Genomic DNA, 21632 nt, shown 5'->3' on the forward strand with positions numbered 1-21632 from the left:
AGACGCATGCCACTATAAAAAGTTTCATTATTAAGTAAAGAAAGATTAACGCTGTATTAAATAACATTCTACAACCACGCTGTTTCCCCTGAAAAAAATGAGATTTTTTCTATAAATATGTTTATTTTTCGTCTGACTATATTCGCTTTCATTTGCTTTTGTTACAATGTATGGAAGAATATCTTTTACATGCGAGGGATAACATGTCCAAAAAAATCTCCATCCTCGTTCAATTAATCATGGGCTTCTCTCTAATCATCTTCACCATCGTAGGATTCACCATTTTTTTGTCCTACCGCTCTTCCTCTCAAGCTGTTTTAAACCGCTCCAACCAATATATCCTGGAATCCGTCAAGCAACTTCAAGGTAAAATGGACGCAATTCTTCAGGATAACGATAAGCTTTCTTCTACGATCATGTTCAGTCCCTTGATTCAAGAAACCTTGGGAGACTTAGCGTTGTCACGTTCACCTCGTACAGACGCCATGGAAATTACTCGTTACATAGATCAACAGACACGTTCCATAAACTCTGACATCCAGTTCAAGCTGCTCGGGCTGTCCGATGATCAGGTGTATACCAACAGCAGTTCCTTAAAGGTCATCTGGGACAGCGAAAAGGAAATCCGTGATGCTTATTGGTTTCCGGCTATAGCACAGAATAAAGGCCGAATGGTCTGGTTCGGTGTAGATGTATGGCAGAACGGTAATATCCCTGTGGTGATGGGTGCCAGACAAATTAATGATTGGAATGATCTAAACCGGTTAGGAACCCTGTTTCTTGTCCTCCCTGTCGAGGTTATCCATAACGCTGTCAGCCAATTTCACCTCGGCAAAAATGAGAAAATCCAAGTTGTTGATTCATTTAATACCATTGTCTATTCCACAGATCCAAAAGAAATTGGACTCTATATGAACGACGGGCTTCTAAAACAATTCAGCAATCATAAAGCCAGAATCATTCCACAAAAAATAAACTCACGCAATCTATTCGTATCCTATGCCTATTCCGACTATAGCGAGTGGAGCGTTTTTGCTTACATTGATTCTAAAGACGCTGTCAAAGATTTAAATACGATTCGCCGGAATATTATTTTAATTGGCCTGCTGGGGATGGGCGCTGCCCTACTATTCACTTTCTTTTTCTCTTGGACCCTATCCAAGCCCCTTCGTAATCTGGCAACCAAGCTGAGCAATGTCGAACGGGGAACTACTTTACCTTTTGTAAAAACAACCATGAACAAAGAAATGGCTATCCTTTATTCAAGCTATAATTCGATGCTCCAAAACCTGGATCATACTATCGCTGACCTATCCAGCAAGCAGATCAGTGAAAAGCAAGCTCAGATCGTAGCACTCAAAGCGCAATTCCGCCCGCATTTCCTTTATAACACTTTGAATACAATCTATTGGTCGCTCGCCAACAAACGCATGCAGGAAGAGTCCCAAATGGTACTCGCTCTAAGTGACCTGCTCCGCTATAGCATTGACCGCGGATCCGAATTCGTTACAGTTGAGGAGGATTTAAAGCAATTAGAACGGTTCATTTTTCTCCAGAAGCTGCGCTACGAGGACAAATTGCAGATTGATCTTTTTGTAAATCCTGAGGTTATGAATGGCCAGCTTATGAAATTAACCCTTCAGCCACTTGTCGAAAATGCCATTACTCATGGACTTGAACCCACACTTCGGGAAGTATGGCTAATTCGCATACGTGCCTATAGTGAAGGAACATCTCTGGTGTTAACTGTAGAAGACAACGGGGACGGCATGAGCGAGGAAAGTATGGCAGACGCATTAGTCGGCGGTGAGGTTAATCCGGAGAAGCTGCTTCATACCGGAATTGGACTATCCAATCTAAATCATCGCATAGAGCTGATCTACGGACAGGAATTTGGTCTACAGCTATCAACAAGCGAGCTTGGTGGCTTATTTGTGAAAGTCACTGTTCCATTACAGTATGATCAAAGTTAAGGAGGCACAACGATGAATGTGTTAATCGTGGACGACGAAAGTTTTGTTCGCCGTTCTCTGTCAGAAATGCTGGGAAGTGCGAATCATAACTTTAGCATTATTGGCTCGGCAGAGAACGGTTTAGAAGCTGTGCAACTGTTAAAAGAGCATATGGTTGATCTGGTGATATCCGATATACGAATGCCCGGCATGGATGGACTGGAACTTGCAAAGCATATCCATGAATGTTATCCAGACACTGAAACCGTGCTGCTCACAGGTTATCAGGATTTCACCTATGCTAGTCAAGCCATCCGTTATGGTGTAAAGGAATATTTGGTTAAACCAAATTCAGTAGAACATATTCTTGAAGTCGCAACAGGCGTATATGAACGTCTTCAATTGAAGAAACAGCAGAGGCAATTAACGCAGCTGAGAGAAAAAAACCTTCGGGAGAAACGCTTATCTGATCTTCTTTACGGCATCCCGTTACCCTATTTTGAAGAACAACTTATTCCTCCTTTTCATTCCTTTGTAGTCATAACCGTAAACCATCTTGGAGTAGGCATGCCGCAGAACTGGTCGGAACAAGCCATGTATGCAGCGGTCGTTAATATATTAGAAGAATGTTTTGCGCTGTACGCCAATGTTGTTGGTATTCAAGAGGAGCAGGAAGCCATCATGCTATTATTCTATCCTCTTGAGCAGCCTAACGGCGTGGATGAGGTATTGACACAAGAGCTGTTGCATAAGCTATCGGGTATTCTGAAATCGCCATTCTGTGCAGGGGTCTCCAATCCTCACTATCAATTGGGGGCACTCGCGACCGCCTATCACGAGAGTCTGGAAGCTTGTCAGCAGGTCAAAAAAGAGAGTACGCCATCCGTTATCTTTTTCAGAGACCTCACCATACATTCGGCTTCTCCACAGCTCGCTGAACAATTACAAGTAAAGGCAACGCGCAGGGTAATCTCTATGATGATTGAGGTTATGAATTCCCGGCTCCAAGAGAATCTCTCCCTCAAAATGATCGCAGATGAACTGTATATGAATCCTACCTATCTCGGCCGATTGTTTAAAGATGATGTAGGGGAACCTTTCTCTAGCTTCCTTACCAAACTTCGTATTCAAAAAGCTACTGAATTATTAGAGAATGTTACTCTCAAGGTGTATGAGGTTAGCGAATTAGTAGGCTTTAAGGATCCTGCGTATTTCAGCCTTATTTTTAAGAAATACATGGGGATGACTCCTCAGGAATTTCAGAAGCACAACAAATAAAGTAGAGGTGTGTTTCTCTTGAATGTAAATGGTAAGTTGATTACTGTCCTATTAACATTTGGCTTATTACTTAATACAAGTGGTTGTCAGCTCTCCCCTTCCAAGGAAGATACCGCTTTACAAGACCCGATACAGCTGAACATCTGGCTCACTGCCGGATCAGGTCTTGAGTCGCTCATTGACCAATATCAATCTCAACATCCCGAGCTAGAGATTCATATTCAAACCTCCACCTCCACGCAGCTTCCAGCCAAGCTACAGACTTCATTCGCAGCAGGTTATAGTTCCCCGGACGTGGCTGCCATTGATATTAGCTATTTGGATCGCTTCAAACAGTTCCCTGATTATTTTTATAACCTAAAAACTTTTGAAGCTGACAATCTGAAGGACCAATTTCTGAATTGGAAGTGGCAGGAGGTGCTGGGTAATGATTTTATTTTCGGATTACCAACGGAAATTGGACCCTATGCCATGTTATATCGAACGGATATATTCGCATTATCAGGTCTCCCTACTAAACCAGAGGAAGTGGCTAAAGAAATCCAAACTTGGGAGCAATTCCTTGAAGCGGGCACCAAAGTACAGGAGAGAACAGGAAAAGCTTTTGTAAATGACTTGGAGAACCTCTATCTCACCCTTCTACGTCAGTCCAAGCTTCAATATTACAGTCCCACAACGCAAGAATTGATCCTCGACAATAATCCAGCGGTCAAACGAGCCTGGGACTTCTCAATTCAAGCCCTTAAGCTAAATCTGTCCGCCAGTATTGCAGTGGATACGCAACGCTGGGGTGCAGGCCTGCTCAACGGAGATTTTGCAGTCATGCTCTGTCCGGCTTGGATGATTGGTCATATCAAGAGCAGTGCTCCAACTGCCAGCGGTTTATGGAATGTAACACAAATCCCAGAAAACAGCGCTAATCGCGGAGGCTCCGTTCTGACCTTACCAAAGACAGGTAATCATCCTGATGAATCCTTTGCTCTTATTAAATGGCTAACCGAACCAACGCAGCAATTGGTTTCTTTCAAGGTACAAGGGGCTTTCCCTTCCACCCCCGAAATCTATGATGACCCAGAGATCCACGATCTGCATGATCCTTATTTTCCTAATTCAGAGCTTGGTCTGACCCTTTCGTCAGCAGCAAAAGCAGTAATTCCGACCTATTACGGCCCTCATCACGCTGACGTGGAGACAAGCATGCTCGAATACTTGACCAAAGCTGAAAAAGGCGAGCTAACTCCTGAACTGGCTTGGACCCTTGCTGTTCAAGCCGCAAAGCGAATAGACAGCTCCTTCCGCTAAGTAATATCATAAAAAGGCTCTCCCCGGCTAAATCAGCCTGCCGGGGAGAGCCTTTTTTTAAATCATTTTCGCTTTATTTTTGCGCAGCCAGGAAAGCATCCAGCTGTTTTTGTTTCTCTGCAATAATCTTATCGAGCCCTGCCTTTTTCAGCTTATCAGCATACTTAGTCAGTACGGTATCAGGATCAACAGAACCCGTATCCAAACTGATGTCGTATTCATCCATTACAGCTTTACAAGCAGCCATTTCAGTCTTCATCGCGGAGGCGTCGAAGTTGAAACCAAGCGCAACAGAGGCTTTACCTTTAGAGTTAAAGGCTTTGAATTGCTCCCATTTGTCCGGTGCTTCACTTTCCCACACTGGGTTCAGGAATTGACTTCCAAGCATCCAAGCTGCAGCCGTATTATAATCAGCTGTTTTGTCTGTAGCTTTGATCGTATCACCACTTACGACTTCATAGTGCACACCTTTTATACCGAAAACAAGCAGATTGTTGATATCTTTATCTGTGTGCAGGATATCTAGCACCATCATAGCCCGGGCCGGATCACCAGAGGAAGCAGAGATCGCAAGCATAGATCCAGCAGCATCACTAGTAGAAATCGTTGGATCATTGAATGCAATTTGTTTCAGCTTGCCAACCAAGCCGGTAGCATTCGCCAGCTCACTATCTTTACCTGGTTTAAGCGATTGCACTGTCATAAAGACATTGCCAGCCTTCATTGCATCCTGAGTCGAATTCGTAGCAACTGCGGCGTCTTTGTTAATGTAACCCTTTTTCATATACTCACGAGTAAGTTTAATGATTTCTTTATAACGATCCATCTCAATCATCGATTGAATCTTAGTATCTGAGGAATCTTTAAGCAGAACACCAGGAATGGCAGCATCACCAAGGGTATCGTATTGTGCCATGTATTGTGAGTTAAAGGTCTCACCTTGTTTGAAATACAATGGAGTCAGGTCAGGTCTTTTCTCCTTCACTACTTTGAGAACTGCATCCAGATCTTGGATGGATTTCACATTTGACATATCGATGCCCAGTTCATCCGCAATATCGGAGCGATAGACAACCCCACCTTGTGCAGCCAGCTCCTTGTTTGTAGGAACAGCATAATTCACACCATTGATCGCTGAACCTTTTAAGAATTGTGGATCCAGATTTTTTAGAATCCCTTGGCCGTATTCATTTAGGAGATTACCATATTTGCCGCTATCGTCATTAATCGGGAGATAAGCGCCTTTAGCTGCATTCGTTACGTAGTTCTTCCATTGAGCTGTAAAGATGATATCGAATTTTTCCTGACTCGCAATTTTCAGATTGACATCATTGTCCCATGGACCCCAATCGATCGGTGCGATATCCAATTTGGCGTTGATTTTAGGTTCCAATAACTTATTGATTTCATCTTCTACTGCTTTTTCATCCTTTTGCACTGCACCGACATAGATTAACTTGACGGTATAAGGCTCCAATTCTTTTGCCGGTTCGGCAGTAGGATCTGCGGCTGGCTCATCCGTAGCAGCAGCATTGGTAGCGGTTGCATTTTCGCTTGGAGCAGGTGAAGCTGCTTCATTATTCCCGTTATTCCCACCGCAGCCTGCTAAACTAAGACTCAGTACCATCGTTAGCAATAGTGTCATTAGTGCGCTTTTTCTAACAGCTTTCATATACACCATAACCTCCCTCAAAATATTTATATATGCTGAATCGGCCGTTCACACCTTAGCATAAAGCGGCCGAATTAAGCCATGACAATCGTCCTTAACCTTTGACAGCACCCACGGTAAGCCCTTTAATAAAATACTTCTGGAAGAAGGAATATACAAACACGATAGGTCCAATACCAATAACAGCCATCGCCATTCTTACCGTTTCTGTCGGAATATTGATCTCTACACCTTGTGCAGCTAAGGCAGCCATCGCCTGAGGACTTGCAGTCAGGAACTGAACATTCAGCATCGTCTTATACATTAGGTATTGTAAATTGACATGACCTTCGGGTGAGATAAAGATCAAACTAAGGTACCAATCATTCCAATAGGCCAGGGTCTGAAACAAACCTACTGTAGCTAATACTGGCATAGATAAAGGCAAAATAATTTGAACGAAGATCCGGAATTCTGGCGCCCCATCGATCTTAGCAGATTCGATTAAAGCTGGCGGTATGGTATTGGCAAAAAAGGTCCGTAAGATGATAACAAAGAAAGCAGAAACCAGCAGCGGCATAATTAGAATCCATAACGTATCCTTCATATGCATCATACGCGTGTAGACCAGATACCAAGGCACAAGGCCACCATTAAACAACATTGTAAAAAACATAAAAAATGAGAAGAAATTACGATGTGGAAAATCTCCACGTGAGATAGGGTAAGCGTACATAGCCATAATGATAAGACTCAGAATCGTGCCCACCACAGTCACAAATAACGAAACGGAAGCTGCATCGATAATTTGCCAATAATCTTTTAACAGAAATTCATAAGAAGAAATATCCCACTTGTTAGGAAAAAAGCTGTACCCGTTCTGAATAACGGAATTCTCGTCCGAAAACGATACAATAACTACGAGGATCAGCGGCACCACACAAATCGCTGTGTATATCCAAAAGAATATATTAATTAGCAAATTAGATATATTAGATATTTCATTGGGTTGTCTTTGCCGTTTTGTGCGCTTTCCTGTACGCCGTGACGACCCTATTGCTGTTTCTGTCTGGCTCAACACTCCCACCTCCCTTTAAAATAAAGCATCATCTTTACTGATTCGCCGCACTGCTAGATTCGCCAAGAAAATCAATAGAAATCCTACAACAGATTGAACGAGACCCGCGGCTGAAGACATTCCTATATCACCGATTGCAAGGAAGGTCTGATATACATAAGTGTCGATAACCTGCGTCGTCGAGTATAACGCTCCTGCATTTCTCGTAACCTGAAAGAATAATCCGAAGTCTGCGTTAAAAATCCTACCTATCTGCAGCAGCGTCATTACTATAATAACTGGACTGATCAGGGGCAGCGTGATTTTTCGAATCTGCTTCCATTTAGAAGCTCCATCAATAAGTGCCGCCTCATAATATTCATTATCTATTCCAATGATAGCGGCCATATAAATAACCGTTGTATACCCAATCTCTTTCCATATCTTCACAATTACAAGAATCCCAGGCCAATATTTAGACTGTGAATACCATTCGATAGGATCTACCCCAAAGAACGGGAGTAATGTCTTGTTCATGAACCCGTGCTCTGCACTCAGAAAGCCGTATACTAAGTAACTTACGACGACCCAAGAGAGAAAATAAGGGAGAAACATAGCGCTTTGATGGAATTTCGATAGCCATCTGCTACGCATTTCATTAAACATAATTGCGAAAGCTAGCGAAAAAAATAGCGTCAGTATAATAAACGCCGTATTATACAATAACGTATTCCTCGTAATGATCCAGGCCGTCTCCGTCGAGATTAAATATTTGAAGTTTGCTAACCCGACCCAATCACTACCCAGAATCCCTTTTTGGTAATTGATATCCTTAAATGCAATTACCGTTCCTAACATCGGTATGTAGTTATTGATGATTAGAATCACTATCGCAGGTAACATCATCAAATAGAACACCCAATATTTCTTCATTACTCTAAGAAAATTCGGCGTTCTTCCCCTGCCTGGTTTCTTTACTTCTGACAAGCTGACGGAAGGATTCGTCACACTCATTTTTGGTTCCCCCATTCTCCATCATCCCATTCTTAAGTCCCAAATACTCTTGCTTGCCTAACGTTTTGCGTATCCTCCTTACACTCTAATTAAAACATATGATAATTTATGGGAGTATAGGGAACATATTATATTTCTATAAAAAAAGAGACGATTATCCTCGAAAATCAAGGAAAACCATCTCTTCAGCCTCTAAATAGAGGCAAAAAATTTAATTAATCATAGCTTATGTACCTTAATCGCATTTATCACAGCCAAGGGCTGGTTGATAATCTTTGTACTTCATCACAGCCAAGGGCTGGTCGATAATCTTTTCTCTTCATCACAGCTAAGGCTGGTTGATAATCTTCGTACTTTATGGTCGATACTTCCTGTCTTAAATTAACTAGGCAATCAGCCCTTGTGTTCTCAGAGAGGCCCACATCCGTAGGTGTGGGCCGGCCCCTATACTACTACGAAGTGGGGTGAGGGAGAAGGAACGGAAAGGAAGTTTGGAACTGTAGGAGCGTAGCGTTCGCCTTTATCCTCGGATTTCAACCGCTAATAGCGGTTTCTAATCAAGAAATCTGAGGATAACAGCGACCGGAAGTCCAAACATTCCTTGGAGCGACGCTAACCTCACCACTCAGCAGCAAACATTCCTCAGAGCGACGCCGACCTCACTGCACTTCGGTCCGGCATCGGTCGCGATACTCCTTAGGCGACATCCCCGTCTGCTTCTGAAATACCTTGGTAAAATAACGCCGCTCCTGATAACCAACTCCCGAGCCAATCATCGTAATACTCTTATCGCTGTTAGTTAGCATAAACTTAGCAGCTTCAATTCGTTGTAGGGTCACGTATTCCACAAAAGTCATAGCAAAACGATTCTTAAATAAGAGACAGAAATAACTGCCACTAATCCCGATCTTATTCGCCACTTCCTCAATCCCAATATCAGAATGGAGATGTTCTGTGATGTACTTAGCTGCTTGGTTCATCAGCTGATCCGGTGTTTTTTTGCCAGAATCATCTTCACCTTCAGGGATTTCCTGAAAAATTGGAATGCTATTATACAGTTTATTCTTAAACTGCTTACTACGGATCTTAGCCCCAATTTCCCGTACCTTATTGCCAAGCTCTTCATAATGTATCGGCTTACAAATATACTCTTTAACACCTAGCCGAATCGCTTCCCGTGCATAATCAAACTCCTGATATCCGGTAAGAAGCAGCACCTCGCTATCCAATCCCATCTCCCGCAACTTACCGATAAAAGTTAACCCGTCCATCACTGGCATACGGATGTCACATAACACAAGATCAGGCTGTTTCTCCTCGGCAATACGCAAAGCATCCATTCCACTTCGCGCCATACCGACAACCTCCATCCCCATCTCCTGCCAAGGCAACACCCTGTTCAGATTATTCAGAATTGGGGCTTCGTCATCAACCAATAATACTTTTAGCATAATGATCTTCCCCCTGCTCGTATTTAGGTATGACACATTGGATAATAGTACCATGACCTGGACTAGAACAGATAAATATTCCGTACCTGTCACCGTATTCAATGCGGATGCGATCTGCTACACTGCGAATACCAAGACCTCTGCGTTCAAGATTCATCCGGTTATCCCGTTCAACCTTAACTTCTTGCTCCACAGGATCATTCACAATATATTGAAAAATAGCTAACTGAGACGGTGTAATACCAATACCATTATCTTCAATACGTAAAATCAAATCCCCCTGCTTCTCCCAAACTTTCACAGAAACATGACCTTTGTAATCAATGCCCTCAAATCCATGTTGAATGCTGTTCTCTACAAGCGGTTGTAAAGTGAGTTTAAGGATACCGCAACTCATCAATTCATTCGGAATATCGATCTCATATTCGAACAAATCTTCAAAGCGGAATTTTTGTATATCCAAATAATTGCGCAAATGTTTAACTTCTTCATCCAGCGTAATCTCTTCCCGATCCTGAATGCTAATTCGCAAAATACTGGCCAGCCTGTAGACCATCTCACTAACTTTTTTACCTTCATTCTGTATAGCGAGAACATTGATTGATTCTAATGTATTGAATAAAAAATGTGGTTTAATCTGTGCCTGCAGAACACGCATCTCAGCTTGATTCTTGCGACGCTGCTCCACATGAATTCTGTTAAATAACCCATTAATTTTATCCATAAGATCATTAAATCCCTTAGCAAGCAGCGTTAACTCATCATTTCCTTTAACTTCTACCCTAGTGGTCAGATCTCCGTCTTCAACCCGGCGCATAAAACGAACAATGACGGCGATGCCGCCGGTAATCCGGTTCATAAAAAATAAATTGAAGATCACAGCTGCCAATAAGCAAAGGAAAATCACAGCGACGAACCAGCGAGCAAATACTGTAACTTCGTGAGACAACGTATTCCAAGAAGTCACAGATACCAGACTCCATGGATAGTCCTTCAAGTGATACATGGAAAGAATGCTTTTCTCCCCGTTGTACTCTGTTTTGAAACTCTGAAACCCTTTTTTAAAGGTAATCTCTTTATCCGCGAAAGACTGGAAGTCCTGTCCATCCAGCTTTTGATCTGGGTCAAAAAGAATCATTCCATCATCATTTACAAGCATAAAGGAAACATCCTGATTGCTATCCCCAATTTTTAGATTGCGAAATATGGATTCGAACTCCCAATTCTTGATCTGCACAACTAGGATACCTATGTTCTGAAAGAAGCTCAATTCCTTCACTAAGCGAATTTGTGTAAACACAGGTTCAGTACCCGTAAGCTCGGGATACTCGTGAGGAGCCAGCCATTTCGGCACACCATTCAAGTCCATAACTTCCTGGTACAGATCACTTTTTTTGAATGTATCATAGGGTAGCGTTCGGAAATTTTCCTTGTTAAAAAGCGACACGATTTCAGAGTTACCTCTACCGTTAAAATTGTACAAAAACGCATAACTGATCGATGGATGATTAAACAACAGACTACGGAAATTGCGCTGGCTCGCATTCAGATTCAGTTGCTCAGCATCAGTCAAATCCTGATTGGTAGGATCATCTGCACTAAGGGCCATATGAAATACCGAGGTAGCAATTCCGTTGTCTGTAACGTTATCCATATCTTTTAGTACATTAGAAATACTGTAGCTAATCGCTTTAAGTGAGTATTCCGACTGCTGGCTGTACTTTTTCTCAATAGAATTATAAGTCACAAAAAACATAAGCATGCCTAGAATAAATAAAGGAATGATAATCAGGCCCAAAAATGCCGTAAATAATTTATAGCGCAAATTCATCGGCTAGTGCTCCTGACTGAGAATAAAGTTATCCTTTTACGCCGCCCGCTGTTACACCTTCAATAATCTTCTCCTGCAGAATAGCATAAATGATAATTACCGGCAGGACGCTGAAGACGATACCGGCTGACATTTGTGCATAGTTCATTTGGTATTGATCACGGAATTGGACCATACCTACTGGAAGCGTTCGCAGCTCGTCATTCGACAGGAAGTAGTTAGCTAGCAAGAACTCGTTCCAATTTCCCAGGAAATTAACAATGAATACAGTAACCATAGCCGGAACCGTTAGAGGTACAATAATTCTAGCAAAGATACCCGGTGCCTTCAAGCCATCCATGACCGCAGCTTCTTCTATTTCTCTAGGTAAATTTCGCATAAATGCTGCTAAAATAATTATGGTAAATGGAATCGCATTGGCGATATAAGGAATGATCAACGCCCAGTGGGTGTTCAGTATTCCTAACTTACGTACAATCGTATAAATCGGCAGCATTAAAGCATTATTCGGAATGAGCATTCCTACTAAAACCAGTGAGAACAAAATAGTATTCCATTTCCCCTGACGCATCCGCGTAACCGCAAAAGCAAACATAGACGCAAGCAGAATGGACACTACAGAAGCAAGTATCGAAATGTACAAACTGTTGAAAAAGTAAGTACTGATCTTGGCATTTACCCAAGCTTCGACGTAGTTATTGAAGACGAATTCCTTTGGAATGCCAAAAGGATTAAGCGCAATCTCATTATTATCCTTTTTCACAGAAGAGAATAATACGAATAGGAAAGGAAACAGGATCACTAACAAATAGAATAAAAGGGCAATATGTGGCAGACTCTTTTTCAGGGCGCGTGGCATCAGTATTCAATCCTTTCTGTACGACGTGCAATCAGCAGCTGATAAAGGACTGTAACCACCAGTGTAAACGCAAAGATCAGGACAGCGATGGCATTTCCGTATCCATACTTAAAGTTCGTGATCGCATATTTAATCATGTATGTTGCCATTACATCGGTTGAACCTGCAGGTCCCCCCTTAGTCATAACGATGACAATATCCGCCGCTTTCATTGCTCCAGCAATGGATAGCATAATTACAACCGAGATGATCGGTACGATTAGTGGGAGCGTGATACGGGTAGCGCGTTGAAATCCGGTTGCGCCGTCAATGGCTGCAGCTTCATCCAATTCACCAGGAATAGCTAGAATCGCCGCTAGGACCATAACGATATAAAATCCAGTCCACTGCCAAGCATTCGTCAACAAAATAGAAAGCATTGCAAATCTCTCATCTGACAGCCAGTAAATAGGATTAATTCCTACTAGACTAAGGAGCTTATTAAAAAGTCCAATGTTGGGCTCATAGATAAACCCCCAGAGAATACCGATAACTGCTGTAGACATAATGGAAGGCATAAAGACTGCTGTCTTATATAAGCCTTTTAACTTCTTCACATTAGAAATCAATAACGAGAAGAATACGATCAACGGTACCTGGATACATACGGAGAAAAGAATAAACCAACCGTTGTTCTTAACGGATATCCAGAATCGTTCATCTCCTAATGCTTTCTCATAATTACTTAATCCGGCTGATTTAACCGTCTCCGATACACCGTTCCAACTGGTAAAACTGTAATAAATAGAACTGAAAATGGGGTAAATGAAAAACATCGTGAACAATATCAATGCTGGAAGAACGAAAAGGAAAAATACCACTGGATTTCTTAATGCTTTATTCATGACTACCTCCGGTTGCTTTGACATCTGGCGAATAGTGAATGCTTCAGATCAAGTGCAAACACATATTTTCTTTGATTTTAAAAATGTACCCTGGATTTAGCACCAGGGTACATTCAGTTTGCAGCTATTTATTCAACTGCTGCGTTTGCTTCTTCTTGTACCTTTTGCAAAGCTTCGCCCATTTTCTCAGGAGTCGTCTGATCGCCAATCAGTTTTTGAATTTGAATGTTACTGATTTCTGTAGTTACATCAGCTTGAACAAGAGAGTCAAATGCTGGGAACGAAGATTGTGAGTTGTTAAGTACACCTACGATTTCGCTCATCAGATCATCAGTAATATTCTCATTCAATACGTTTTGGTCAATCTTCATTGCTGGCAATACACCATCTTCAACAAGTCCACGCAATTGCATTTCTTCATTAAATAAGTTTTTAATAAAAGATTTCACAGCAGCCAATTGACGTGGATCTTTCTCAGCAGATGCAGAGAAACCATAACCATTGTTTACATCGCGCATCAATGCAGTTTGGTCGCCTGCTCCGCCTTCAACTGCTGGGATATTGAAGAAGCCAACTTTACCGATCAAACCTTCGCCAGATTGGCCAGTTTTAAATACGGAGGATTTCCAAGTACCATCATACAGCAGGATCGCTTCACCACTAGTGAATTGTGTTGTGTATTCAGCATATTCAAAGCCAAGTTCGCCTTTTTTGAAATAGCCTTTATCAACCCATTCTTTGTATTTCGCAAATCCTTTTACTACATTTGGATCAGACCATTTAGCTTCGCCTGTTGCAAATTTAGCAGTTACATCTGGACCTGCATAACGTGACCACAAGTGGTTAGCTAACATAAGTGGTACCCAACCAGCTTTGGATGCACCAGCCAAAGGTACTTTTCCATCAGCCTTGATATCAGCCAATTGTTGTTCCAATTCGGCAAACGTTGTTGGAGCCTTCCAGCCCTTGCTTGTATAGTATTCTTTGTTATAGAAGAAGCCTTCACCAGAACCACCGATAGGCAATCCATAGATTTTTCCTTCATAAGTGAAAGGATCAAGATTTGAGAATTTATCCTTAATTCCAAGTTCCTCAAGAATTGGAGTCAGGTCAAGTAATTTACCTTCTTTAGCATAGATCTTGGAGTCAGGGCTACCGAACAGATCGAAGATTTCCGGCGGATTACCCGCAGCCATTTCACCACGCAATTTTTCTTTACGGTTTACATCTGAATCTACCCCGTCGAGTTTAAAGGTCAGACCCGGTACATCCTCTTGTACCTTGTTAACTACTTCTTCGAGAATAGCCAGACGTTTCTGCTTGTCTGCACCGATTTGAGTGTGACGAATCGTCATTTCAAATGGCTCGTTATTTACCGGTTCTTCTGTTGCAGGAGCATTTGTAGCGGCTGAATTAGTCGCGGTAGCGTTTCCATCTCCTTTGTTAGAAGACTCATTGTTGTTGCCTCCGCAACCAGTCAGTAAAGCTGATGATACGAAAATCAGGGACAATAGCAAAGTCATACTTTTTTTCATTTCTTGTGACCCTCCCTATATATTGATGTGCTTTACACTTCTTATTATAGAAAACAGACTTCATTATCGTAAGGTTAAGATTCATCCACTATAGGGATAAAAATCTCTAATGTAAGCGGAATCAACTACATTATAAGTTATATTACATAACACAAAAATGTTAAATCGCTTAATTTATTTGTTTTTCTCATCACAAAACTTTGTTTTCACTCTAGAAACATTTAATAAAACATCCAAATAGTCACATTACCTGACATATTCATTTATTATCCATCCCATTAACCACGTGTAACTATAGCATGTCTTTATTAGGAATAGTATAAAACTACCCCCTCAGAGGAGCTTTATCCCCTCCCTTTTTACTTCCTCATAACAAAAAACCGCACCTTCAGTGATCAACCACTGAGGGTACGGTCTCTCTTAAAAATATATATCTATTATACCAATGCCGTTTGCTTACGACCTTCTTCTACCAAGCGATATGCCCGTTGCACTTCTTCTTCTGTTGGAGAAGGTACTCCATCCAGTTCATAAGCTTTGCCGAGCATTTCCCATTTATAGATACCCATCTGATGATAAGGTAAGATTTCGAATTTCTCGACGCCATTTAAGGTTCCAATATAACGACCTAAGTTAATGAGATCCTCTTCACGATCATGAATACCAGGTACATATACATGTCGGATCCACATCTTACGATTATGGTCTGAGAGCCAGCGTGCAAGCTTCAAAGTTCGATCATTGGATTTACCGGTTAACTTGATATGCGCTTCTTCATCAATATGCTTCAGATCAAGCATAACCAAATCTGTAACGTCCAATAAGTCATTAATCTTGTCACCTTCGTTGTAGCCATTACTATCTAATGTGGTATGCAGATTCCAACGTTTTTTCACTTCCGTGAATAACTGCTTTACAAATTGCGCCTGCAAGGTTGGTTCTCCACCGGATACAGTTAACCCGCCACCGGATGAACGATAGTAGTTTATATATGGCTCGATCTCCGAAAGCACTTCTTCTAGAGTCATTTCTTTACCTTCATCTAAAGCCCAAGTATCAGGGTTATGGCAATACTGACATTTCAGCAAGCAGCCTTGCATAAACAAGACAAATCGAATACCAGGTCCATCAACGGTTCCAAAGGTTTCCAAAGAGTGTATGCGACCTTTAATCATAGGATGTCATCCTTTCGCCACGACAGACTACAAGCCCTCTTTCAACGATGAAGCTTCCTGTCTTTGAGACTGTCATATCCCTAAATCGCGGCTATAAAATTTAAAATTTTAACAATTCTCAAACAAGATATTACCGCCCTTGAGACAAGGGCGGTATCTTCCTTGCAATTATTTCAATGTAGTACTAATTCAAAGATCTTCATGACAGGAACAAATTACATCGAACCGTGGAATGTACGGTTGATTACGTCCATTTGTTGTTCGCGAGTCAGCTTGATGAAGTTAACTGCATAGCCGGATACACGAATAGTCAATTGTGGATAGTTCTCTGGGTGCTCCATAGCGTCCATCAGCTGTTCACGGTTAAATACGTTAACATTCAAATGCTGAGCGTTGTTATGGAAGTATCCATCCATCATGTGTACCAGGTTAGACTTACGGGAATCCTCGTCTTTACCAAGTGCCTTAGGTACGATGGAGAACGTGTTAGAGATACCATCTTGTGCATCGGAGTAAGGCAGTTTAGCTACAGAGTTCAGGGAAGCCAAGGCGCCTTTCTTGTCACGTCCGTGCATTGGGTTAGCACCCGGTGCGAAAGGTTCACCTTTCTTACGTCCGTCAGGTGTAGTACCTGTCTTCTTACCGTACACTACATTCGAAGTAATGGTCAGTACCGATTGAGTCGGCACAGAATCACGATATGTTTTGTTTTTACGGATCATAGTCATGAAGGTTTCAACCAATTCTACTGCGATGCTGTCTACAGCATCGTCATTGTTACCGTAGCAAGGGAATTCGCCTTCGGTTTCGAAGTCGATCGCAATACCTTGTTCGTTACGAATAGGTTTTACTTTGGCGTATTTAATTGCGCTTAGTGAGTCAGCTGCAACGGACAGCCCAGCAATACCACAAGCCATCGTACGCAGAATGTCACGGTCATGCAGCGCCATTTCGATACGTTCGTAAGAATATTTGTCATGCATATAGTGAATGATGTTCAAAGTGTTAACATAAGTCTTAGCCAACCACTCCATCATCGGTTTGAAACGTTTCATTACTTCGTCATAATCCAGATATTCAGAAGTGATCGCTGGGAATTCTGGTCCAACTTGCGCTCCGGATTTTTCGTCTACACCACCATTGATAGCATACAGCAATGCTTTTGCCAGGTTGGCACGAGCGCCGAAGAACTGCATTTGTTTACCGATGCGCATTGGAGATACGCAGCAAGCAATCGCATAATCTTCACCCCAGTATGGACGCATTACATCGTCATTTTCATACTGAATTGCACTAGTTTCGATGGAAACCTTAGCACAATATTTTTTAAAGGCTTCAGGCAATTTTTCGGACCATAGTACAGTTAAGTTTGGTTCCGGAGCTGGACCCAAGTTGTACAGGGTGTTCAAGAAACGGAAGCTGTTCTTGGTAACACGAGTTGTTCCGTCTTCAGCCATACCACCGATGGATTCAGTTACCCATGTTGGGTCGCCGGAGAACAGATCATTATAGTCAGGTGTACGCAAGAATTTCACGATACGCAGTTTCATTACGAAATGATCGACGATTTCTTGTACTTGTTCTTCAGTCAAAGTACCTTCAGCAATATCGCGTTCTGCATAGATGTCCAAGAAAGAGGACACACGGCCTAGGGACATCGCTGCACCATTTTGCTCTTTAACTGCTGCAAGATACCCGAAGTATACCCATTGAGTAGCTTCTTTGAAGTTGGTCGCTGGTCTGGAAATATCCATTCCATGAGCGGCTGCCATTTCTTTCAATTCGCCAAGTGCACGAATTTGCTCGGACAGCTCTTCACGCAAACGAATAATATCTTCAGTCATGGAATCAACTTCAAGCTCAGTTTGTTGTTGTTTTTTGTCTTTAATGAGGAAATCAATACCGTACAGAGCAATGCGGCGGTAGTCGCCGATGATGCGTCCGCGGCCGTAAGCATCAGGAAGACCTGTAATTACGCCGGATTTACGCACAGCTCTCATGTCTGGTGTATATGCATCAAATACGCCTTGGTTATGCGTTTTGCGAATGTTCGTAAACATGTCAACGATGTTTTGTGGAAGCTCGAAGCCATAAGCTTTCGTAGCATCAACCATCATCTTGATCCCGCCAAATGGCTGGATGGAACGTTTGAAAGGAGCGTCAGTCTGTACGCCTACAATTTGTTCCTTGTCTTTGTCAATGTAGCCTGGAGCATGTGAAGTGATTGTGGAGACAGTATCTAGGGAAACATCCCATACGCCGCCTCTTTCTCTTTCTTCCTTGCTCAATTGGGAAATAATCTTCCATAGTTCAGTTGTGTTACTAGTAGGTCCTACGAGGAATTCTTCGTTTCCTTCATAAGGCTTAATGTTACTTGCGATAAAGTTGTTAACGTCAACTTTTCTGGACCATTTACCTTTTGTAAAACTTCTCCAACCGGATTTCACTTCTTGTACATCTTTTTCTATCACCGACATGCTAAATCCCTCCATCTATATTTATAATATTTGTAGAGATCGCGGGCTTGAAGGTTGATCCCGTGTCTCGTGATCCCAAGAAAGATATGGTTGTTCGAAAATTCACAATCATTGTTCCATGTATGGGACCGTTGTTTATATAAACATTTTAGTTTATTTTCTATAAATAGACTGTGACAAATATCACCTTTCCGGTGATATTTGTCACTTATATCTAGTCCACAACCATCCTATTATCTACTTAACCAAATATTAATTATCAAATCTTCCGTAGAAAGCATTACGGTATACATCTGCAAGTTCAGATACCAGTGGCAGCTTAGGATTGGCAGTTGTACATTGATCTTCAAATGCACGGTCAGCCAAGTAATCTACACGGGATTCAAAATCCTTAGGATCAAAGCCCAGTTGTTGGAAGGATTCTTCGATACCCAGTTTTTTGTTCATATCGCGAATAGCATTGATCAGGCTAGTTACACCTTCTTCAGTTGTGCGAGCTGGCAATCCCAGAATACGGGCGATTTCTGCATAACGCTCGTCAGCTACAAAGTGTGAATATTTAGGGAACGAAGCGAACTTCGTAGGTTTCTTAGCATTGTAACGAATAACGTGTGGCATAAGGATCGCATTAGTACGACCGTGAGCAGTGTGATATTGACCGCCCCATTTATGCGCCAAACTGTGGTTAATACCCAGGAAAGCATTAGCAAAGGCCATACCAGCAAGTGTTGATGCGTTATGCATTTTCTCACGGGCAACTCTGTCGCCTTCAAGCGCCGATTTTTCAAGGTATTGGAATACCAATTGGATTGCTTTAATTGCCAGACCATCAGTGTAGTCACTCGCCATAACAGATACATAAGCTTCGATGGCATGTGTCAATACGTCCATACCTGTATCAGCTACAGCAGTTTTTGGCAAGCTATATACGAACTCTGGATCAATGATAGCTACGTCTGGAGTTAGCTCGTAGTCAGCCAATGGATATTTAGTGTGTTGTTCAGTTGTTTTATCGGTAATAACTGCGAAAGATGTTACTTCCGAACCCGTACCCGAAGTAGTTGGAATCGCTACAAACTTAGCTTTATTTCCAAGTTTAGGGAATTTGTAAACCCGTTTACGGATATCCATGAATTTTTGTTTCAGACCGTTAAAGTCTGCGTCTGGATGTTCATAGAATAACCACATTCCTTTTGCAGCATCCATTGGGGAACCACCACCAAGTGCGATGATGCAGTCCGGTTGGAATCTGTTCATCATTGCTGTACCTTTTTCAACTGTAGTTGTCGATGGATCTGGTTCAACTTCCGAGAACACTTCGATCGCTACAGGAGTTTGGCGTTGACGCAGGTAATGTTCAACTCTCTCAACATATCCGAGCTTAACCATCATTGGGTCAGTGATAATTGCGACACGTGTGATATCAGGCATTTTGGTCAGGTACTGAGTAGCGCCTTTTTCGAAATAGATCTTGTCAGGTACTTTAAACCATTGCATATTCACGGTACGACGATTCACCCTTTTCACGTTGATCAAATTAATTGCTGTAACGTTTTGCGACACGGAGTTACGACCATAAGATCCGCAGCCCAGCGTCAACGAAGGGATGTTAGTGTTATAGATATCGCCGATCGCACCATGAGTGGAAGGCGAGTTAACGAGAATACGTCCTGTTTGCAGACGGTTGGAGAACTTCATGATTACTTCTTCGTTGTTGGAGTGGATAGCCGAACTATGGCCCATACCACCAAATTCAACAACTTGTGCTGCGCGTTCGATACCTTGATCTGCGTTTTTAACTTTGTAGCAAGCAAGCACAGGACTCAATTTTTCAGCGGACAATGGATATTTAGTGCCTACACCTTCAAGTTCTGCTACCAGAATCTTAGTGCCGGCAGGAACTTGAATGCCGCACATTTCAGCAATTTTCACTGCGGATTGTCCAACGATTGCTGGGTTAACCGCACATTTATCAACGTTCATAGCGCCGCTAGTAAGTTTGGCAGCTTCTTCTTTGTTAACAAAGTAGCAGCCATTAGCGATCATTTTCTTTTTCACTTGATCAAAGATTGGTTCTTCGATAATAACAGCTTGCTCGGAAGCACAGATCATACCATTATCAAATGTTTTGGAAAGAATGATGTCCGTTACGGCTTGATCGATATCCGCGCTCTTTTCGATGAATGCAGGTACGTTACCAGGACCTACGCCAAGAGCTGGTTTACCACAGCTATAAGCTGCTTTTACCATTGCAGAACCGCCTGTTGCGAGAATAAGTGCAACGTCAGGGTTGTTCATCAAAGCGTTTGTTTTGTCCATCGTTGGCATTTCAATCCATTGGATACAATTCTCAGGTGCGCCAGCTTTTACAGCCGCATCATGAAGAATTCTAGCAGCTGCTGCACTACACTCTTGCGCAGATGGGTGGAAACCGAATATAATAGGGTTCCGTGTCTTAATCGAAATCAACGCTTTAAACATCGTGGTGGATGTAGGGTTGGTTACCGGTGTGATACCCATTACAATTCCGACGGGCTCAGCAATTTTTTGGAAGCTTTCATAAGCATTGTCTTCAATAACGCCTACTGTTTTATCGTATTTAATTCCGTGCCAGATATATTCTGTCGAGAAGATGTTTTTAGTAATTTTGTCTTCGTAAACCCCGCGGCCAGTTTCTTCTACAGCCAATTTAGCGAGGTACATATGTTTGTCGAGTCCAGCCAACGCCATTGCATGAACGATTGTGTCAACTTGCTCTTGATCCAGCGCCATGAATGCCTCATGTGCTTTTTTCGCTTTATCCACTAAAGTCTGAATATACTCTTCAGCGGTAGTTTGTTTAACTTGGGCGGCGACTTCGTTCTTAACTGCCATCTCCCTCGTCCTCCTGTCAATTTTTAGGTTGTTTTTCTCTACACATTTATCTTATCACATCATTTCCACCTTGTATAGTGAAATCTTTCACAAAGTATAAAGTTTTTTTGATTTGTTTTCAAAGCGCTTTCATTCGATCATATTATAGCTTTTTTACCATTATTTATGCTTTATTATTTCTTAAATTTAAAGTTTATGTTTAAAAAGACAAGAACTGATACCCATTTTCTACCTTTCCGCTCGCAAAAATATTTTAAAAAAGCAAACCTAATTTTGTTGACACTCTATTTTT

Annotated in this window: 14 protein-coding genes; 3 read left to right on the plus strand and 11 right to left on the minus strand. The window is 42.0% G+C overall.

Translation table 11 applies throughout. The features are described from left to right. Positions 1-203 precede the first annotated feature (203 nt). From NSQ50_RS21715 to NSQ50_RS21725, 3 genes are read left to right on the plus strand one after another with little or no spacing between them, the layout of a single operon-like run. Positions 204-1973 carry a sensor histidine kinase gene (locus tag NSQ50_RS21715; protein WP_036682901.1) on the plus strand — a complete coding sequence of 590 codons (1770 nt, stop codon included), beginning with the start codon at positions 204-206 and terminating at the stop codon, positions 1971-1973. 12 nt (positions 1974-1985) lie between these two features. Next, complete coding sequence (locus NSQ50_RS21720; RefSeq protein WP_036682902.1) at positions 1986-3230, plus strand: response regulator; 1245 nt, start codon at positions 1986-1988, stop codon at positions 3228-3230. An 18-nt stretch (positions 3231-3248) separates the two neighbouring features. Continuing rightward, complete coding sequence (locus tag NSQ50_RS21725; RefSeq protein WP_076223565.1) at positions 3249-4532, plus strand: ABC transporter substrate-binding protein; 1284 nt, start codon at positions 3249-3251, stop codon at positions 4530-4532. A gap of 73 nt (positions 4533-4605) precedes the next feature. Here NSQ50_RS21725 and NSQ50_RS21730 read toward each other — a convergent pair whose 3' ends face one another. From NSQ50_RS21730 to adhE, 11 genes are all read right to left on the minus strand, one after another. Further along, positions 4606-6204: an ABC transporter substrate-binding protein gene (locus NSQ50_RS21730; RefSeq protein ID WP_038572551.1), complete on the minus strand. Its 1599-nt coding sequence runs from the start codon at positions 6202-6204 to the stop codon at positions 4606-4608. Positions 6205-6298: 94 nt separating this feature from the next. After that, positions 6299-7261 carry a carbohydrate ABC transporter permease gene (locus NSQ50_RS21735; RefSeq protein WP_235219483.1) on the minus strand — a complete coding sequence of 321 codons (963 nt, stop codon included), beginning with the start codon at positions 7259-7261 and terminating at the stop codon, positions 6299-6301. 15 nt (positions 7262-7276) lie between these two features. Then, positions 7277-8254, minus strand: a complete 978-nt coding sequence (locus tag NSQ50_RS21740) for an ABC transporter permease (protein WP_235219484.1) — start codon at positions 8252-8254, stop codon at positions 7277-7279. A 659-nt stretch (positions 8255-8913) separates the two neighbouring features. Next, complete coding sequence (locus tag NSQ50_RS21745) at positions 8914-9705, minus strand: response regulator transcription factor (protein ID WP_036682908.1); 792 nt, start codon at positions 9703-9705, stop codon at positions 8914-8916. Further along, complete coding sequence (locus tag NSQ50_RS21750; protein ID WP_036682911.1) at positions 9683-11536, minus strand: cache domain-containing sensor histidine kinase; 1854 nt, start codon at positions 11534-11536, stop codon at positions 9683-9685. Before NSQ50_RS21750 ends, NSQ50_RS21745 begins: the two co-directional genes overlap by 23 nt. 28 nt (positions 11537-11564) lie before the next feature. Next, complete coding sequence (locus NSQ50_RS21755; protein ID WP_036682912.1) at positions 11565-12395, minus strand: carbohydrate ABC transporter permease; 831 nt, start codon at positions 12393-12395, stop codon at positions 11565-11567. Continuing rightward, the gene (locus NSQ50_RS21760; protein ID WP_036682917.1) at positions 12395-13279 is read right to left on the minus strand and encodes a carbohydrate ABC transporter permease; all 885 of its coding nucleotides are present in this window, start codon (positions 13277-13279) and stop codon (positions 12395-12397) included. The genes NSQ50_RS21755 and NSQ50_RS21760 overlap by 1 nt, the downstream gene beginning before the upstream one ends. A 128-nt stretch (positions 13280-13407) precedes the next feature. Further along, positions 13408-14814 carry an extracellular solute-binding protein gene (locus NSQ50_RS21765; protein ID WP_036682919.1) on the minus strand — a complete coding sequence of 469 codons (1407 nt, stop codon included), beginning with the start codon at positions 14812-14814 and terminating at the stop codon, positions 13408-13410. Between the two features lie 437 nt (positions 14815-15251). Beyond that, positions 15252-15989, minus strand: coding sequence for a pyruvate formate-lyase-activating protein (gene pflA / locus NSQ50_RS21770; RefSeq protein WP_036682920.1), 738 nt, complete (start codon positions 15987-15989; stop codon positions 15252-15254). Between the two features lie 215 nt (positions 15990-16204). Beyond that, positions 16205-18466 (minus strand): formate C-acetyltransferase, encoded by a 2262-nt coding sequence (gene pflB, locus NSQ50_RS21775; RefSeq protein WP_076218917.1) that lies wholly within the window; start codon positions 18464-18466, stop codon positions 16205-16207. A 252-nt stretch (positions 18467-18718) separates the two neighbouring features. Next, a complete protein-coding gene (gene adhE, locus NSQ50_RS21780; protein WP_038572553.1) occupies positions 18719-21340 on the minus strand; it encodes a bifunctional acetaldehyde-CoA/alcohol dehydrogenase in 2622 nt (873 codons plus the stop codon). Positions 21341-21632: the final 292 nt, after the last annotated feature.

It is taken from the genome of Paenibacillus sp. FSL R10-2788, from assembly GCF_038003885.1.
Taxonomy (GTDB): domain Bacteria; phylum Bacillota; class Bacilli; order Paenibacillales; family Paenibacillaceae; genus Paenibacillus_AQ; species Paenibacillus_AQ odorifer.

Excerpts from the sequence above, each read along its gene's own strand:
- NSQ50_RS21715 (WP_036682901.1), top strand. The coding sequence starts at position 204 with ATGTCCAAAAAAATCTCCATCCTCGTTCAATTAATCATGGGCTTCTCT.
- NSQ50_RS21720 (WP_036682902.1), top strand. The coding sequence starts at position 1,986 with ATGAATGTGTTAATCGTGGACGACGAAAGTTTTGTTCGCCGTTCTCTG.
- NSQ50_RS21730 (WP_038572551.1), bottom strand. The coding sequence starts at position 6,204 with ATGAAAGCTGTTAGAAAAAGCGCACTAATGACACTATTGCTAACGATG.
- NSQ50_RS21740 (WP_235219484.1), bottom strand. The coding sequence starts at position 8,254 with ATGAGTGTGACGAATCCTTCCGTCAGCTTGTCAGAAGTAAAGAAACCA.
- NSQ50_RS21745 (WP_036682908.1), bottom strand. The coding sequence starts at position 9,705 with ATGCTAAAAGTATTATTGGTTGATGACGAAGCCCCAATTCTGAATAAT.
- NSQ50_RS21750 (WP_036682911.1), bottom strand. The coding sequence starts at position 11,536 with ATGAATTTGCGCTATAAATTATTTACGGCATTTTTGGGCCTGATTATC.
- NSQ50_RS21755 (WP_036682912.1), bottom strand. The coding sequence starts at position 12,395 with ATGCCACGCGCCCTGAAAAAGAGTCTGCCACATATTGCCCTTTTATTC.
- NSQ50_RS21760 (WP_036682917.1), bottom strand. The coding sequence starts at position 13,279 with ATGAATAAAGCATTAAGAAATCCAGTGGTATTTTTCCTTTTCGTTCTT.
- NSQ50_RS21765 (WP_036682919.1), bottom strand. The coding sequence starts at position 14,814 with ATGAAAAAAAGTATGACTTTGCTATTGTCCCTGATTTTCGTATCATCA.
- pflA (WP_036682920.1), bottom strand. The coding sequence starts at position 15,989 with ATGATTAAAGGTCGCATACACTCTTTGGAAACCTTTGGAACCGTTGAT.
- pflB (WP_076218917.1), bottom strand. The coding sequence starts at position 18,466 with ATGTCGGTGATAGAAAAAGATGTACAAGAAGTGAAATCCGGTTGGAGA.
- adhE (WP_038572553.1), bottom strand. The coding sequence starts at position 21,340 with ATGGCAGTTAAGAACGAAGTCGCCGCCCAAGTTAAACAAACTACCGCT.